Source organism: Streptomyces sp. ACA25, from assembly GCF_028200735.1.
Lineage (GTDB): Bacteria > Actinomycetota > Actinomycetes > Streptomycetales > Streptomycetaceae > Streptomyces.
On sequence record NZ_JAQKPV010000003.1, the window covers coordinates 269,997 to 285,318 of the forward strand.

At 72.9% G+C, this 15,322-nt stretch carries 14 protein-coding genes; 8 read left to right on the plus strand and 6 right to left on the minus strand.

The window, feature by feature from the left end; genetic code table 11:
• Position 1: 1 nt before the first annotated feature.
• Positions 2-352: a hypothetical protein gene (locus PJ985_RS07385; protein ID WP_271682767.1), complete on the minus strand. Its 351-nt coding sequence runs from the start codon at positions 350-352 to the stop codon at positions 2-4.
• A gap of 185 nt (positions 353-537) precedes the next feature.
• Between PJ985_RS07385 and PJ985_RS07390 the strand changes: the two genes are divergently transcribed.
• The 3 genes from PJ985_RS07390 to PJ985_RS07400 all read left to right on the plus strand — a co-directional run bounded on the left by PJ985_RS07390 (position 538) and on the right by PJ985_RS07400 (position 3,330).
• Positions 538-1,281 (plus strand): DsbA family protein, encoded by a 744-nt coding sequence (locus PJ985_RS07390; RefSeq protein WP_271682768.1) that lies wholly within the window; start codon positions 538-540, stop codon positions 1,279-1,281.
• A gap of 109 nt (positions 1,282-1,390) precedes the next feature.
• Positions 1,391-2,668 carry a hypothetical protein gene (locus tag PJ985_RS07395; RefSeq protein WP_271682769.1) on the plus strand — a complete coding sequence of 426 codons (1,278 nt, stop codon included), beginning with the start codon at positions 1,391-1,393 and terminating at the stop codon, positions 2,666-2,668.
• A gap of 104 nt (positions 2,669-2,772) precedes the next feature.
• Positions 2,773-3,330, plus strand: coding sequence for a DoxX family protein (locus tag PJ985_RS07400; protein ID WP_271682770.1), 558 nt, complete (start codon positions 2,773-2,775; stop codon positions 3,328-3,330).
• A 4-nt stretch (positions 3,331-3,334) separates the two neighbouring features.
• On the opposite strand, the gene PJ985_RS07405 is transcribed toward PJ985_RS07400, so the two are convergent.
• A complete protein-coding gene (locus PJ985_RS07405) occupies positions 3,335-3,592 on the minus strand; it encodes a hypothetical protein (protein ID WP_271682771.1) in 258 nt (85 codons plus the stop codon).
• Positions 3,589-5,130 (minus strand): PspC domain-containing protein, encoded by a 1,542-nt coding sequence (locus tag PJ985_RS07410; protein WP_271682772.1) that lies wholly within the window; start codon positions 5,128-5,130, stop codon positions 3,589-3,591. Before PJ985_RS07410 ends, PJ985_RS07405 begins: the two co-directional genes overlap by 4 nt.
• Before the next feature lie 123 nt (positions 5,131-5,253).
• Between PJ985_RS07410 and PJ985_RS07415 the strand changes: the two genes are divergently transcribed.
• The 3 genes from PJ985_RS07415 to PJ985_RS07425 all read left to right on the plus strand — a co-directional run bounded on the left by PJ985_RS07415 (position 5,254) and on the right by PJ985_RS07425 (position 7,738).
• Complete coding sequence (locus PJ985_RS07415; protein ID WP_271682773.1) at positions 5,254-6,531, plus strand: ATP-binding protein; 1,278 nt, start codon at positions 5,254-5,256, stop codon at positions 6,529-6,531.
• Entirely contained in the window at positions 6,528-7,238 is a 711-nt protein-coding gene (locus tag PJ985_RS07420) for a LuxR C-terminal-related transcriptional regulator (RefSeq protein WP_271682774.1), read from the plus strand. Before PJ985_RS07415 ends, PJ985_RS07420 begins: the two co-directional genes overlap by 4 nt.
• Before the next feature lie 116 nt (positions 7,239-7,354).
• Positions 7,355-7,738, plus strand: a complete 384-nt coding sequence (locus tag PJ985_RS07425) for a potassium channel family protein (RefSeq protein ID WP_271682775.1) — start codon at positions 7,355-7,357, stop codon at positions 7,736-7,738.
• 104 nt (positions 7,739-7,842) lie between these two features.
• Here the strand turns inward: PJ985_RS07425 and guaA are convergent, their stop codons facing one another.
• Complete coding sequence (guaA, locus tag PJ985_RS07430; protein ID WP_271682776.1) at positions 7,843-9,438, minus strand: glutamine-hydrolyzing GMP synthase; 1,596 nt, start codon at positions 9,436-9,438, stop codon at positions 7,843-7,845.
• A 289-nt stretch (positions 9,439-9,727) separates the two neighbouring features.
• Here guaA and PJ985_RS07435 point away from each other — a divergent pair, with 289 nt between their 5' ends.
• Both PJ985_RS07435 and PJ985_RS07440 read left to right on the plus strand, forming a co-directional pair.
• Complete coding sequence (locus tag PJ985_RS07435; RefSeq protein ID WP_271682777.1) at positions 9,728-10,042, plus strand: chorismate mutase; 315 nt, start codon at positions 9,728-9,730, stop codon at positions 10,040-10,042.
• 614 nt (positions 10,043-10,656) lie between these two features.
• Positions 10,657-11,691, plus strand: a complete 1,035-nt coding sequence (locus PJ985_RS07440; RefSeq protein ID WP_271682778.1) for an LPXTG cell wall anchor domain-containing protein — start codon at positions 10,657-10,659, stop codon at positions 11,689-11,691.
• Positions 11,692-11,827: 136 nt separating this feature from the next.
• Here PJ985_RS07440 and PJ985_RS07445 read toward each other — a convergent pair whose 3' ends face one another.
• Both PJ985_RS07445 and PJ985_RS07450 read right to left on the minus strand, forming a co-directional pair.
• Entirely contained in the window at positions 11,828-13,699 is a 1,872-nt protein-coding gene (locus PJ985_RS07445; protein WP_271682779.1) for a GMC oxidoreductase, read from the minus strand.
• Between the two features lie 37 nt (positions 13,700-13,736).
• Positions 13,737-15,311 (minus strand): succinic semialdehyde dehydrogenase, encoded by a 1,575-nt coding sequence (locus PJ985_RS07450; RefSeq protein ID WP_271682780.1) that lies wholly within the window; start codon positions 15,309-15,311, stop codon positions 13,737-13,739.
• Between the last annotated feature and the right edge of the window lie 11 nt (positions 15,312-15,322).

Sequence of the window (15,322 nt, forward strand, 5' to 3'; positions counted from 1 at the left end):
CTCACCAGAGGGTGGCGAGGAAGATGTTGACGGTGGTCAGCAGACCGATGGCGCCGAAGATCCCCGCCGGGACCCGCTCGTCGTTCCGCCTGAGGTAGGCGAAGGTGGTCAGGGTGGCGAGGATCCCCAGCTTCACCGTCACCTTGACGTGGTTGACCTCACCGTCCCCGGCCTCGTTGAGCCCGACCAGCGCGAGGCCGGTGACCAGCATGGTCAGCGCCCCGTGCAGCATGCCGGGCGATATCCGTGCCTGTCCGGCCTTCAGGAGCTTCGTCTGCGCGAGGAACCCGCCGAGCAGGGCGGCGATGCCGATGATGTGGAAGGCGAGGAAGAGGTTGATGAGGAAGTCCATGAGGCGGAGAGTACTGGGCCGGTTCCCGGCCCCCGCAGGCACGTATGCTGTTCGCGGGGGCCACCCCGCGCACGGCCGACCGCCGTCGCGGTGACGGACCGCCGCCGGGCCGGGGGAGCGCGTCGGACGTCACCAGTCCGGCCACCGGCGGATCACCCGTCCGGTGCACGCTCAGGAGTTGTTCGATGTTCACCCGCAAGAAGCAGTCGGCCACCGTGATCGTGCTGGTGGTCCTCGTCGTGGGCGCGATGCTGCTCAGCGGGCTCTCCATGATCGGCGGCAGCGGCGGGGGCGGATCCAGCAGCAACGACGACGGCGCACCGGCCCCGGAGGAGGGTGCCCTGGAGCCGCTCCCCGCGGACCACCCCGTGCACACCCTGGTGCGCCGCGACGCGGACGACCCGCTCGCCAAGGGGGACGTCGACGCCCCCATCGTCATGATCGAGTACTCCGACTTCCAGTGCCCGCTGTGCTCCCGGTACGCCCGCACCACCGCCCCCCAGCTCGTCGAGGAGTACGTCAACACCGGGCAGCTGCGCATCGAGTACCGGAACTTCCCGATCTTCGGTCCCGAGTCGGACAACGCCGCCCGCGGTTCCTGGGCCGCCGGCCGGCAGGGCCTGTTCTGGGAGTTCTACGAGGTGGCCTACGCCGAGGAGGTCCACCGCGACAGCGGCCGGTTCACCGAGGACGCCGTGCGGGGGCTGGCCGAGGAGGCCGGCGTGCCGGACCTGGAGCAGTTCACCGAGGACATGAACTCCGAGGAGGCCGGGGAGGCCGTCGGCCGGGACGCCGAGGAGGCGTACCAGCTGGGCGTCACCAGCACCCCCTCGTTCCTCATCAACGGTCACCCGCTGATCGGGGCCCAGCCCGCCGACACCTTCCGCGAGGCCATCGACCAGCTCCTCGCAGCCGAGCAGCGGAGCTGACCCGGGGCAGCGGGAGCACCGCGCTCCTCTCCCGGCGTGCCGGGCCCTCCGAGTAGGGCAGAATGCGCACCCAACAGCCCGCAACGACGGGTACGGGAGGGTGATCGGGGTGGCTGTGGACACGGCCCGGGACAGCGGTGGCGGCCGGACGCACACGAGCGGCTGCGACTGCGGAGGCTGCCCGCACGGTGCCCGGGAGGGACACCGTCGGGCCGTCGAGGCGTTCATCCGGCAGCGAGAGGCCTTCGCCACCGGGGCCGGTGTGCCGGAAGCGGTCGCCTACTCCCCCGAGGCCTCCCGGCAGTGGGTCTCGGACGAGCTGACCCATTCCGCTCTGGAGGTCGCCGAGCGCGGCCGGGAGGTGAGCGCGGCCTGGCTGTCGCGCCAGGCCCGGCGTTCGGCCGCCGCGATCTGGAGTGCCGTCGCACTGCTGCTCCTCGGCCAGCTGATCACCGCGCTGGGCGCCGGCTGGTCCACGGCACGCACCGCCGGGCTGCTCGCCGCCGCCGCCCTCGCCGGGCTCCTGACCCTGACGGCCTGGCTGCACCGGGCCCGCGGCGGGGTCCTGGCTCCCCTGATCGGCGCGGACAACCGGCTGTCCACCTCCCGCACGGTGGCCGCCGCCTGGCTGCTGTTCACCTGCTACGCCACGCTCGTCGCCGCCCTGACCCTGGCCGGCACGAGTGGCGGGGCGGAACGCGCGGAGCTGCTGTCCGGGCTGAGCCTGGCGGCCGGCGGCGGTCTGCTCACCGTGCTGGCGGTGAGCCTGGTGGCAGCGGGCTGGGTGCGGCACACCGTGGCCCGGCGGGTGCGCGGCTTCGCGATGCAGAAGGTGCGCGCCACCCGGCCGAGGGCCGCGGACGTCCTGACCGACGACGCGGGCCGGGCCGGGTTTCTCGATCTCCAGTACGTGCTGATCCACGGCGCCGTCCTGGTCCTCGCCGCTGTCCAGCTCGGCCGGGAGCCCGCCGGGCTGCCGCAGGTGCCGTGGGCCCCGGCGGCCCTCGCGGCGGTTTCGGCCCTCGCTTACCTGGCGGGCAAGTACACCGAGGGCGGGCGGCCGGTCATCCAGTCCGTGGTGCGGGTCCGGGAGCCAGGAGACCTGCCGGGGCCGATCCGGCCCGGCGACGACATCGAGATCCGTGGATCCGGCTTCGTTCCGGCCGGTGCGGAGGCGGCCGACCGGCTGGCCGAGACGGTGGTCGTGATCGGGGCGGTGCATGTCCCGGCTCCCCTGGTGCCGGTACCCGGCGGCTTCAGCAACCCCCGCGACCACCTGCTGACGGTGCCGGTCCCCGCAGAGATCGACAGCGGCCGGGTCGAGGTCCGGGTGATCACGGCAGCCGGTACCGAGTCCGGCCGCTACCCGATCACGGTGGCAGACTGAACGCACTCCCGCGCCAGGGTGGCCGGAAGTCCCACCCGCAGGGGCGGCGGACACCCGCGGGTCGGCAACGCGTTCGGGACGGTCCGCACGGAAAGGGCGCTGACATGTCGGTATCCGATCAGATCGGCGGTCCGGCCGCGCCGGGCCCGCTGCCCGGGACGGGCGTCCGGTTCGGCGGGCTGCGCCAGGGCGCGGCGCACTTCGCGCTGCTGCCGCTGCGGCTGTTCCTGGGCGTCACCTTTCTTTACGCGGGCGTCGACACATTCACCTCCTGGGGGCCTTTCAGCGACGCGATGAGCCATCAGTCCATGGAGGTCATGCTCGAGTTCAGCCGCTCCACCGCCGCCGCCCCCTGGCTCGTGGACCTGGCGCTCGACCACCCGGGCCTGTTCCTGAACGGGGTGGCAGCCGCCGAGATCACGGCCGGGCTGCTGGTGCTCGCCGGACTGCTGACCCGGCTCGGCGCGGCGGTCGGGGCGCTGCTGTCCCTGTCGTTCTGGCTCACCGTCACCTGGACCTCCGAGCCCTACTACTTCGGTCAGGACCTTCCCTACCTGGCCGGCTTCGTGACCCTCCTGCTCGCGGGCGGCGGCCCCCTGTCCCTGGACCGGCGCCTGGCCACCCGCCGTCACCGCACCGGCCGCCTCCTCTTCGGCCCGTGACGTGTCAGGGGGTCCGGGAGGGCCCGCCCCGTGGGCGGTCCTCCCTGCCACGACGCACCGCGTGGGTGACGACGGCGACCAGGGCGGTCAGCAGGAGAACCACCGGCAGGGCGGCCGTCAGCACGTACCAGGACACGTCCAGGGCCCCGGCGGACCTGGCCGCGTAGCCTGCCGCCAGCAGCAGCAGGCAGAGGCCGAGCAGCAGCCGGGCGGGGTCGAAACGGTGCCGGGGACGTGCCGCGGCGGGTCGGGGCTCGCTCACCGGTCCTCCTCCCCGTCCTGTTCGGTGCCGCCGTCCTGCCCGGTGCCGCCCGGGGGACGGGACCCGCCGGCGTCCTCGGCACCGTCCTCCGCCTCGTCCGCCTCGCTGTCCGGCGTCCCGTCCGGTGCCTGCGCCGGCGGGCCCCCCACGTCGGGAGGCGTGGTCCGCTCCAGGGACAGCTGCCCGATGCTCACTCCGGCCGTGATCTCAATGGTGCCCCCCGGCTCGGTGCCTTCCACGGGCGTGTAGGTGTGGGACCATTCCCAGTTGTAGCCCCCGGCGACGTCCACCGGCCGGTGGCCCTCGCCGTACCGGTCCTCCGAGTAGGCGATGCCGCCCACGCCGATCGTCGCCGTCACCCGGACCGTCACGTCGTGCGGCACGATGATCCTCAACTGGCCGGCCCCCATGTCCACCGTGGTCCGCACCGTCTCGTCCGCCGGCAGTTCCAGTCCGCTCAGATCCAGCTTCCCGCGGCCGGTGCCCACCTCGTACCTCTCCTCCACCGCGGCAACCGTGGTGGGGCGCCACAGCTCGTCCGACCAGTCGGTGCTGATGTTGTCCGGCAGCGCCGCCGCCGCCGCCAGCGCGAGCGAGGTGACGATCACCGCCGCGATGGTGCCGCCGCCCAGCCGTCCGGCGAAGGCACCTACCACCAGGCCCAGCGCGAAAACGGCCAGCGCGGCAGCGAGTCCGAAGACCAGCGCGGGGCCCAGCGGCTGGGTGTTCCAGGTGAGTCCGGTGACGACGACGGCGGCGGCGATCGCGGTCAGCAGCACCGGACCGCCGAGCCAGAAGCCCCGGGGCCGAGCGGGCCCGGGAGCAGGAGCCGGCCAGGACCCCGGCGGCGGGGCCCAGGGATTCTCCCCCTTGTCCATCCGTACCCCCGAAGCGGGCCGCGGCTGGTAGGCGGCCGGATCGGCGTCCGCCGGGCCCCAGAGGTAGCCGCCGGCGCGGTCGCTGGTCCCCCGCCACCAGGACGGCCCCGGCTGGGCGGGCGGCGGCTGCGCCTCGGGCGGCGCGGTGGCCACGGCCTCAGCCGTGGCGGCGTCGACCGGTGCCCCTTCCGCTTCGGCGGCCTGCGTCCTGCGGCGGTGCTGCGACCAGTAGGCGGCACCGATCAGGGTACCGAGCAGCATGACGGAGAACAGCTGCGACCGGGACCCCAGCGAGGCCAGCAGCAGGCCGAAGCCCACGACCGTGAACAGCAGCGCGGTCAGCCCGGCGCCCTCGACCCGCCCCGAGAGCATCCGGCGGGCCTCGTTCTCCTCCTCGCCGTCGTACGGCAGCACCAGCCAGGCGACCCCGTAGGCGATCAGGCCGAGGCCTCCGACGATCGACAGCACGGTCAGCGCCACCCGGAAGATCACCGGGTCCAGGTCGAAGTACCTGCCCAGTCCCCCGCACACCCCGCCGACCACCCGGTAGCGGCGGCTGCGGGCCATCCGGCGCCCGTCTCCACCGCCCCCCGGCGGAGGGCCGGGCGGAGGGCCGGGCGGGTAGGGACGCGAGGTGGCGCCCTGCGGCTCGTCGGTCATGGGCCCATCGTGCCCGGCCCGTACCGCGCCGCACATCCGGGGGCGTCCCGGACGTGTCCCTGAGGTACGGCTCAGGGGGCAACCCTGATGCCACCGGGTCCCCGCCCATGTGACGATCGGACGATGACGACCGCGACCGCCGCTCCGGGCCCCGACCTCGACGAGGTGCCGCTGCGCAGGCTCTACCGCAGCGCCGAGGGCCGCTGGCTGGGCGGCGTCGCCCAGGGACTCGCGGGCCACCTCGGGGTGCCGGTGTCCTGGGTGCGGGTCGCGTTCTTCGCGATGTTCCTCTCCAGCGGCCTCGGGGCACTGCTGTACGGCATCTTCTGGTTCGTGGTGCCGCTCGGCACCTCCCCCCAGGTGCAGAAGGTCTCCGCGAGCGCCCCGGGAGCGCGACGGCTCAGCGCCAAGAAGGGGCAGCTGTTCGCCCTGGTCATGCTGGCCATCGGGCTGGTGGCGTTCTGGCAGAACCTCCAGTTCCAGGTGGCGGGCGGCTACCTGTGGCCCCTGGTCCTGATCGGCATCGGCGCGGCCGTCGTGTGGCGGCAGGCCGACAACTCGCGGCGCGCCCACTGGGCGGAGGTGACCCGGAGCAGCCGGTGGCTGCCGCTGGCCCGCAGCGCGGCCGGCGGACTGCTGGTCTGTGTCGGGGTCGTCGGCTTCGTGGTGGCGCAGGGTGCGAGCAACGACCTGAGCCGGGTGCTCCAGGCATCCCTGGCCGTACTGGTCGGCATCGCCCTGCTGGCCGGACCGTTCCTGGTCCGTATGGTGCAGGATCTCTCCGACGAACGGACGCTGCGCATCCGGGCCCAGGAACGGGCCGAGGTCGCCGCACACGTCCACGACTCGGTGCTGCACACCCTGACGCTGATCCAGCGGAACGCCGAGAACCCGCGCGAGGTCGCCCGGCTGGCCCGCGCCCAGGAGCGGGACCTGCGGGCCTGGCTGTACAAGTCGTCCGAGCGCGGTGCCGGACAGGACGAGGGCCGGGCCGAGGAGGAGGAGACCCAGCGGGCCTTCGCCGAGTCGGTGCGGGCCACCGTCGCCGAGGTGGAGGACTACCACGGGGTGCCCATCGAGGTGGTGTGCGTGGGCAACTGCCCGATGGACGAACAACTTTCCGCACTGCTGCAGGCCGCTCGCGAGGCGATGGTCAATGCCGCCAAGTACGGTGGCGAGGGCGGCCCCGTGCGGGTCTTCGCCGAAGTCGAAGGGCGTACGGTCTTCGTGTCGGTGCGTGACCGCGGTCCCGGTTTCGACCTGGACGCGGTACCGGCGGACCGGATGGGCGTGCGCGAGTCCGTCATCGGCCGGATGCAGCGCCACGGCGGCACGGCCCGCGTCCGGTCCGCGCCGGGCGAGGGCACAGAGGTGGAACTGACGATGGAGCGGTCGGCATGACGGAGCACAGCGGCACCGAGAACAGTGCCACGAGCGAGCAGGCAGGACCCCGGGCACGGGTCGTGCTGGTGGACGACCACCGGATGTTCCGGGCCGGGGTGCGGGCGGAGATCGGCCGGACCGAGGCCACCGGCGTCGAAGTCGTCGGCGAGGCCGGGGACGTGGACGAGGCGGTCGCCGTCATCAAGGCGGCCCGCCCCGATGTGGTGCTACTCGACGTGCACCTCCCGGGCGGCGGCGGCGTGGAGGTGCTGCGCCGCAGCGCGCAGCTGATGAGCGACGCCACCCACCCCGTGCGCTTCCTGGCGTTGTCGGTCTCGGACGCCGCGGAGGACGTCATCGGTGTGATCCGTGGCGGCGCCCGCGGCTACGTCACCAAGACCATCACCGGCGTCGACCTGGTGGACGCCGTCTTCCAGGTCGCGGACGGCGACGCCGTCTTCTCACCCCGGCTGGCCGGCTTCGTGCTGGACGCCTTCGCGTCCTCCGACGCCGCCCCGGTCGACGAGGATCTGGACCGCCTCACCCAGCGGGAGCGCGAGGTGCTGCGCCTGATCGCGCGCGGCTACGCGTACAAGGAGGTCGGCAAGGAGCTCTTCATCTCGGTGAAGACCGTGGAGAGCCACGTCTCGGCCGTGCTCCGCAAACTCCAGCTCTCCAACCGCCACGAGCTGACCCGCTGGGCCACCGCCCGCCGGCTGATCTGACCCCGTCGGCCCGGCGCAGGTCCTGTCCAGCGCGCCGGGTGGGCCACGTGCGTGCTCGCCGCGCGGCGCCGGTGTCGGTGATGGTGAGCTGACGCCGGGTGGCTGAGACTGGCCGGATGGTGGGACTCATTGTCGTGGCCGCCCGCATGGCGGTCTCCGTCCGCCGGGCCTGGGCCGACCCGGCGTTCCGCGGCGCCGTGGTGACGCTGCTGACGCTCGTGATCACCGCGACCGCCTTCTACGCGCTGCACGAGGGCTGGTCGGTGATCGACAGCCTGTACTTCTCGGTGACCACCGGTCTGACCATCGGGTACGGCGACCTGGTGCCGACCACCACCGCGTCCAAGATCTTCACCATGCTCTACGCGGTGAGCGCCGTGGGGCTGTTCGTCGCCCTGGGCAGCCTGCTCGCCAGGGCGACGATGGCGGGCCACGACAAGCGGGCGAGCCGGCGGGCGCTGCGCCGGCAGCGGCGGACCGGGCCACCGGGAGCCGGGTGAGCCCGGGCCCCGGCCGCCGCGGGCGGTGGTTCCTCGGGAGAGGCCGCCCGGCCCCGCCGCCGCTCGGAGGCGTGGCGGCGGGGCCGGGCGGGTGACTCAGCCGGTCACTCCCACTCGATGGTGCCCGGCGGCTTGCTGGTGATGTCGAGGACGACCCGGTTGACGTCGGGGACCTCGTTGGTGATGCGGGTGGAGATCTTCGCCAGCGTGTCGTAGGGCAGCCGGGACCAGTCGGCGGTCATGGCGTCCTCGGAGGACACCGGGCGCAGCACGACGGGGTGGCCGTAGGTGCGGCCGTCGCCCTGGACCCCGACGCTGCGGACGCCGGCCAGCAGAACCACCGGGCACTGCCAGATCTCCCGGTCGTGCCCGGCCGCGGACAGCTCCTCACGGGCGATGGCATCGGCCTCGCGCAGCAGGTCGAGGCGTTCGCGGGTGATGTCCCCGACGATGCGGATCCCGAGGCCCGGGCCGGGGAACGGCTGGCGCTGCACGATCTCCTCGGGCAGGCCGAGTTCCTGGCCGACCATCCGGACCTCGTCCTTGAAGAGCTGGCGGAGCGGCTCGATGAGTTCGAACTCCAGGTCCTCGGGGAGGCCGCCCACGTTGTGGTGGGACTTGATGTTCGCGGTGCCGGTGCCGCCGCCGGACTCCACCACGTCCGGGTACAGGGTGCCCTGGACGAGGAAGGCGACGTCCTCACCGGCCTCGCCGGCCTCGGCGACGAGCTCGGCCTGCGCCTGCTCGAAGACCCGGATGAACTCCCGCCCGATGATCTTCCGCTTCTGTTCGGGGTCGCTGACCCCGGCCAGCGCGTTCAGGAAGCGGTCGGCGGCGTCCACCACCTTGAGCTGCACGCCGGTCGCGGCCACGAAGTCCTTCTCGACCTGCTCGGTCTCGCCCTTGCGCATCAGTCCGTGGTCCACGTAGACGCAGGTGAGCCGGGAACCGATGGCCTCGTTGACCAGGGCGGCGGCCACCGCCGAGTCGACGCCTCCGGAAAGTCCGCAGATGGCCCGCTTGCCGCCGACCTGCTGCCGGATCGCCGCGACCTGTTCCTCCACGATGCTGCCGGCGGTCCAGCTGGGGGTCAGGCGCGCACCGCGGTAGAGGAAATGCTCCAGGACCTGCTGCCCGTGGGTGGAGTGCATGACCTCGGGGTGGTACTGGACGCCGTAGAGCCTGCGCTCGTCGTCCTCGAAGGCGGCCACGGGCACGAGTCCGGTGGCGGCGGTGACCTGGAAGCCGGCGGGCGCGTCGGAGCAGGCGTCGCCGTGCGACATCCAGACCTGCTGCTCCGCCGGGGTGCCCTCGAAGAGCGTCGAGCCCTGCCGGAGAACGGTCAGGCCGGTGCGCCCGTACTCCCGGGCCCCGGTGTGGGCGACCGTCCCGCCGAGTGACTGGGCCATCAGCTGGAAGCCGTAGCACAGTCCGAGGACCGGCACCCCCGCCCGGAACAGGGCCGGGTCGATGCCGGGCGCGTCCTCGGCGTACACCGAGGAGGGGCCGCCGGAGAGGATGATCGCCGCGGGCTTCCTGGCGAGGATGTCGGCCACCGGCATGGTGGACGGCACGACCTCGCTGTAGATCCGGGCCTCCCGGACCCGGCGGGCGATGAGCTGTGCGTACTGGGCGCCGAAGTCGACAACGAGGACGGTGTCCGGTGCGGAGGTGGGTGCGGAGGTGGGCGCAGATGCCACGAAGCTTGGCCTTCCGGCGGTGGAGCGGGCGGTGGCCTCGATTCTACCGAGCCGTGGCGTCTCACCATCCGGCCGCTCACCGGCGGGCGCGGACCGTCCCTGGCATACTGGGCGCCATGTTCCGCGACGCGCGTTTCTTTACCTATGGCACCGGCCCGGCCGGCTGCCAGGAGAAGCGCTGCGTCACGCACTGACCAGCGACTTGTATGGCGCCCCGGGCCGATGGCCCGGGGCGTTTCCGCGTGCCGGGGCACAGAGGTCCGGGCTCTCACCCACCGGGAGACCCCTGATGAACACCCCGCACACCGGCCTTGCGACGGAGACCACCACAGCGGAGCGCACCGGAGCCCGCACCGAGGAGGCGGCCGAGGTGATCACCGGTGCCCGCGAGCGGATCGACGCACTCGACAGCCGGATCCTCGCGCTCGTCCGGGAGCGGATGGCCGTTTCCGGAGAGATCCAGCGGGCCCGGGTCGGCTCCGGGGGCCGCCGGGTGAACCTGGCACGTGAACTGGAGATCCTCGGCCACTACCGGGACGCCCTGGGGCGGCCGGGCACCCAGCTGGCGATGACGCTGCTCGAGCTGTGCCGTGGACGGGCCTGAGCAGCGTCACCCGTACGGCGCGTGACCTTCCGGGCAGGCCTTCGTTGAACCGGTTGTCTCCGGAGCGGTGAGACGTCGGCCCGTTCCGGTGTGGCGCGATCCGGCGTCGTGGGACCTCGCTCCGGTGCGGGTGGCCGGACGGCAGGGGACAGCAGGCCGGTCACGATTCCGGCGGTCGGCTCCCCGGGACGCCGGGGGCCGACCGCTTCGCCGTATGTGCCGGATATGTGGAGGGACTTGGGATGTTCGCGGCCGTCCTCCCCGGGGACGCATATCTCCCGGAGTGCCTGGGGAGAGCACCAGGTAACTGATCGGGCCCCGCTGCAGCTCAGCCGTGGTCCGGCCGCCCATGACAGCGGCCCCCGCCCCCGGGTGCCGCCGGTCGGCACCGGTGCCGCCCTGTCACCGGTGCCGACTCCGAAGGCCCCGGCCTCCGTCCTCCCGGGACGGCGGCCGGGGCCTTTCGGCTGCCCCTGACCGGGCCTCGCCCGCGAGGTCTTGACCTTTGCTTGACCCAACCGGGTACAACCATTCGACGCAACTGCGGGTCACTTCCTCGTCACCATTGCTGCGACTCGCACGTGTGCGGTCGCTCGGACAACAGAAGAGGCTTCATGAAGCTCCGTCGAGCTCTCGCGGCTGCCGCCGCCACCGCGGTCATCGCACCCGCCGCTCTCCTCTCCGCCGGAACCGCCTGGGCGGCGGACGGCTCCGAGACGGACACGCCGCTGAGCACGCAGGAAGAGCGCGACCAGATCGAGAACGACAAGAACGAGGACGGCGCCGGAGACGAGACCGAGACCGGCGCGAACGAGGACATCGACGACGAGGCAGAGGAGGAGGCGGAGGAGGACGAGGACGGCACCGGGGACGAGGACGCCGCCGGGGACGAGGACGGCAAGGACGTCGAGGAGGACGGCAAGGACGTCGAGGAGGGGCTGACCGAGGGCGGCAACCCGCCCGTCGAGACCCCCTGCGAGGACGACAACTCGCTGGAGACCGTCCTGAACGGCCTGCCGGAGGCCCTGGTCGCCGGGAGCGGCTGGCACCAGTTCTCACTGACGCTGACCAACCGCTCGGGCCAGGACCTGGACCGGGTCTACCCGTACGTCATCACCGAGGCGTTCAGCCTGGACATCGACGACGTCGAGGCCGACTGGGACGAGTCCTACCTGGGCCTGATCGAGATCCAGTACAAGGACAGGGGCGACTGGAAGTCGATACCGCACACCGAGGAGAACCTGAGCGGCTACTTCGGCTACCTGTCTCTCGCGGACGGGGCGGACGCCACCGTCGAGCTGCGCATGCAGATCGACGCCGGCTCCCCCGACGGCTGGGCCTGGACGCTCGGCCTGGGCGAGTACTGGACCGAGGAGGGCGTCAGCTGTGCCGGGGGCTGGGACGCCTACTGGATTCAGGTGCTCGCCGCCGAGAGCGAGGTGGAGCCCGGTGCCGCCGCTCCCCAGGGTGAGCGCAAGCCGGTCGACGTGAAGCCGAGCGGCGCGGAGGGCGCCCTGGCCGAGACCGGCGCCGGCTCCGCACTGCCGATGTTCGCACTCGCGGGCGCGGCTGCCGTGGCCCTCGGGGCGGGCGGCATGTTCGCCGTCCGCCGCCGGACCCACGGCGCTGACGGCGGCGCCACCGCCTGAGGCACTACCCGCGTGAGGCCGGTGCCGCGTCAGTGACGCGGCACCGGCCTCACGCTCAAGGGACCCGGCCCTTCGGGGCCGGGTCCCGTTGCCGTCCGCCGCCGGGCCGGGCCGGGCCGGGGAGAGTGGTACCGGCTCAGTCCGTCCGGTGCGGAGTGGGGGCGGCCTCGGGGACCCGGGGCACCGGCAGCACGGGCAGCCGGAGAACGGCGAACGCGTGATCCGGCACCGCGGGCTGCACGGGCGGCACCGCGGGCAGCCGCTGGTAGCCGGTGCCCGGTGCCGGACGGAGGTCCGGCTCTCCCTTGTTGGGCCACAGTGCCATCGCCCGTTCGGCCTGTGCGGTGATGGTCAGCGAGGGGTTCACCCCGAGGTTCGCCGAGACCGCGGCGCCGTCCACCACGGAGATCCCCGGGTGCCCGTACAGCCGGTGGTAGGGGTCGATGACCCCCGCCCGCTCGTCGGCACCGATCGGGCAGCCCCCGAGAAAGTGGGCGGTCAGCGGGGTGCCGAGCAGCTCACCGACGTTCGTACCGGCGAAGCCGTTGATCTCCTCGGCCAGCCGGCGGGCCGCCTCCGCGCCCTCGGGTATGTGCTCGGGGTTCGGCGCGCCGTGGCCCTGCCGTGCGGTGAGCAGACCCCGGCCGATGCCCTTGCGCTTGCGGAAGGTGGTCAGCGAGTTGTCGTGCGTCTGCATCACCAGCCCGATGATGGTGCGTTCGGACCACTTGTAATTGGACAGCGAGCGGGCGAACTTGACCGGGTGCCGGACCGAGTCCAGCAAGTAGGAGAGCACCCGCGGCAGGCCGCCCCGGGGGAACTGCTTGATGGACAGCGCGCCCATCGCGTTGGACCCCTTGCCGTAGCGGACCGGCTCAATGTGGGTGTGCCCGTTGGGGTGGATCGAGGAGGTGATCGCCACCCCCCGGGTGAAGTCGAGCTCCGCGTCCCTGCCGTGCTTCTCCCGGTAGCGCCGCGGAACGGTGCTGGCGCCCACCAGGGCTTCCGAGTTGGTGCGGGTGAGGGTCCCGAGCCGCTCGGAGATCCGGGGCAGTTCGCCGGCGTCCCGCATCCGGTGCAGGAGGGTCTGGGTGCCGTAGGTGCCCGCCGCGACGACGACGTGCCGGGCGCGCAGGACGCGCTGCCGGCTGCGGCGGCGTATCCCGGCTCCGGTCGGGGCGACGGTGACCTCGTACCCCTCGCCGTGCGGCTGTTCCCGGACGGCGGTGACCGTGGTGAGCGGGTGCACCTCGGCGCCCGCCTTCTCGGCCAGGTACAGGTAGTTCTCGTTCAGGGTGTTCTTCGCGCCGAGCCGGCAGCCCGTCATGCACTGCCCGCACTCGGTGCAGGCCCGGCGGGAGGGTCCGGCACCACCGAAGTAGGGGTCGGGGACCTCTCCGCCCGGTTCCGTGGCGGGTCCGCGGCCGGCGTCCTGCCCGTCCCCGAAGAAGACACCCACCGGGGCGAGGTGGTAGGTGTCGGCGACGCCCATGCGGGCGGCGGCCGCCTTCAGGTGCACATCGGAGGGGGTCGTGGTCGGGTTGAGCCTGACCCCCAGCATGCGTTGGGCCTGCTCGTAGTACGGGGACAGCTCCGCCTGCCAGTCCGTGATGTCCGCCCACTGCCGGTCCTGGAAGAAGGCCGGCGGGGGCACGTACAGGGTGTTGGCGTAGTTCAGCGATCCGCCGCCGACCCCGGCCCCGGCCAGGATCATGACCTTGTTCAGCAGATGGATGCGCTGGATGCCGTACAGGCGCAGCCGCGGTGCCCAGAGGTAGTTGCGCAGGTCCCAGGAGGACTTCGGCAGCTCGGAGCGGGAGAAGCGGCGGCCCGCCTCCAGAACGCCGACCCGGTACCCCTTCTCGGTCAGGCGCAGCGCGCTCACCGACCCCCCGAAACCGGAGCCGATCACGAGGACGTCGTAGTCGTCGGCACCGGCGGCGGGGGCACCGGCCGGGCCGGGGGTGCCCGGTGTGCCGGGTGCGCGGGAGGCATCCGAAGAGGACATGCGGTCTCCTGTACGGGGGAAGGGAGCGGGTGCGCGCCTACCGGAAACGCAGGGTCTTGAGTGCCTTCAGCGAGCGGGACATGAAGGCCGCGTACCGGCGGTCGTCCATCCCGAGCGAGGGGGCCATCGGCAGCAGGTGCTGCTGGGCGATGGTCTGCGCCTCGGTGTACTTGTGGATGCCCTCGGAACCGTGGCGCCGGCCGAGGCCGGAGTCGCCCATGCCGCCCATCGGGGCCTGGGCGCTGCCGTAGGCGGCGGCGTAGCCCTCGTTGATGTTGACGGTGCCGCTGTTCAGCTGCTGGGCGATCCGCCGGGCCCGGCGGCCGTTCCGCGACCAGACCGAGGCGTTGAGACCGTAGGGGGTGTCGTTGGCCCGGGTGACGGCGTCCTGGTCATCGGTGAAGCGGTAGACGGAGACCACCGGGCCGAAGGTCTCCTCCTCGCACACCGCCATCGAGGAGTTGACTCCTTCGAGGATGGTCGGCTCGTGGAAGTAAGGGCCGACGTCGGGGCGGGGCCGGCCGCCGGCGAGGACCGTCGCCCCCCGGTCCACCGCTTCCCGGACGTGCCGGATCACCGTGTCGAGCTGCCGCTGGGACACCAGCGAGCCCAGGTCGGTGCCGTAGTCGAGGGCGGTTCCGAGCCGCAGGGCCTCGGTCCGCTCGGTGAAGCGCCGCAGGAACGGCCCTGCCACCGCCTCGTGGACGTAGAGCCGCTCGACGGAGATGCACAGCTGTCCGGCGGACGAGAAGCAGGCCCGCACCGCACCGTCCGCGGCCTTGTCCAGGTCGGCGTCCTCCAGCACCAGCATCGCGTTCTTGCCGCCGAGCTCCAGGCTGGCACCCACCAGTCGGGCGGCGGCACCCTGGGCGACCTGACGGCCGGTGGTGGTGGACCCGGTGAAGGAGACGTAGTCGGCGTGGGCGACCACGGCCGGGCCGACGACGGGCCCCTCGCCCAGGACCACCTGCCAGACGTCCTCCGGAAGGCCGGCGGCGATCAGCTCCCGGCGGGCCCACAGCGCGGTCAGCGCGGTCTCGGTGTCCGGCTTCATGACCACGGCGTTGCCGGCGACGAAGGCGGGCAGGGCGTCCCCGACGGACAGTTCCAGGGGGTAGTTCCACGGTGCGATCTGCCCGATGACGCCGCGCGGTCGGCGCAGCTCGCGGACCTGGGTGAGCAGCGGGATGGCCCCGGTGTGCCGCTTGGGGCGCAGATAGGCCGGTGCCTTGCGGCCGTAGTGCCGGGCCGAGACGCACACCGCCTGGAGTTCCTCGTGGGCGTGCAGCCGGGCCTTGCCGGTCTCCAGCTGGATGAGGTCCAGGATCTCGCTCTGGCGGCTCAGCAGCCGGTCGTGGAAACGCAGCAGGACTGCCGCCCGCTCACGCACCGGCCGGGCCGCCCAGGCCCGCTGGGCGGGCCGGGCCCGCCGGTAGGCGTCGGCGACCTCCTCGACGGTGGCCTCGGGCAGCTCGGCGAGCTCCAGCCCGGTGAACGGAGTGTGGTTCACCGTACGGCCGCTCCCCGTCACCCCGCGGGTGAGCCGGGCCACCAGCTCCGGGGTGACGGGTCCGGCGGCCAGGGTCCGGGGGTCGTCCTGCGCAGTCGTCATAGGCGGAGAGT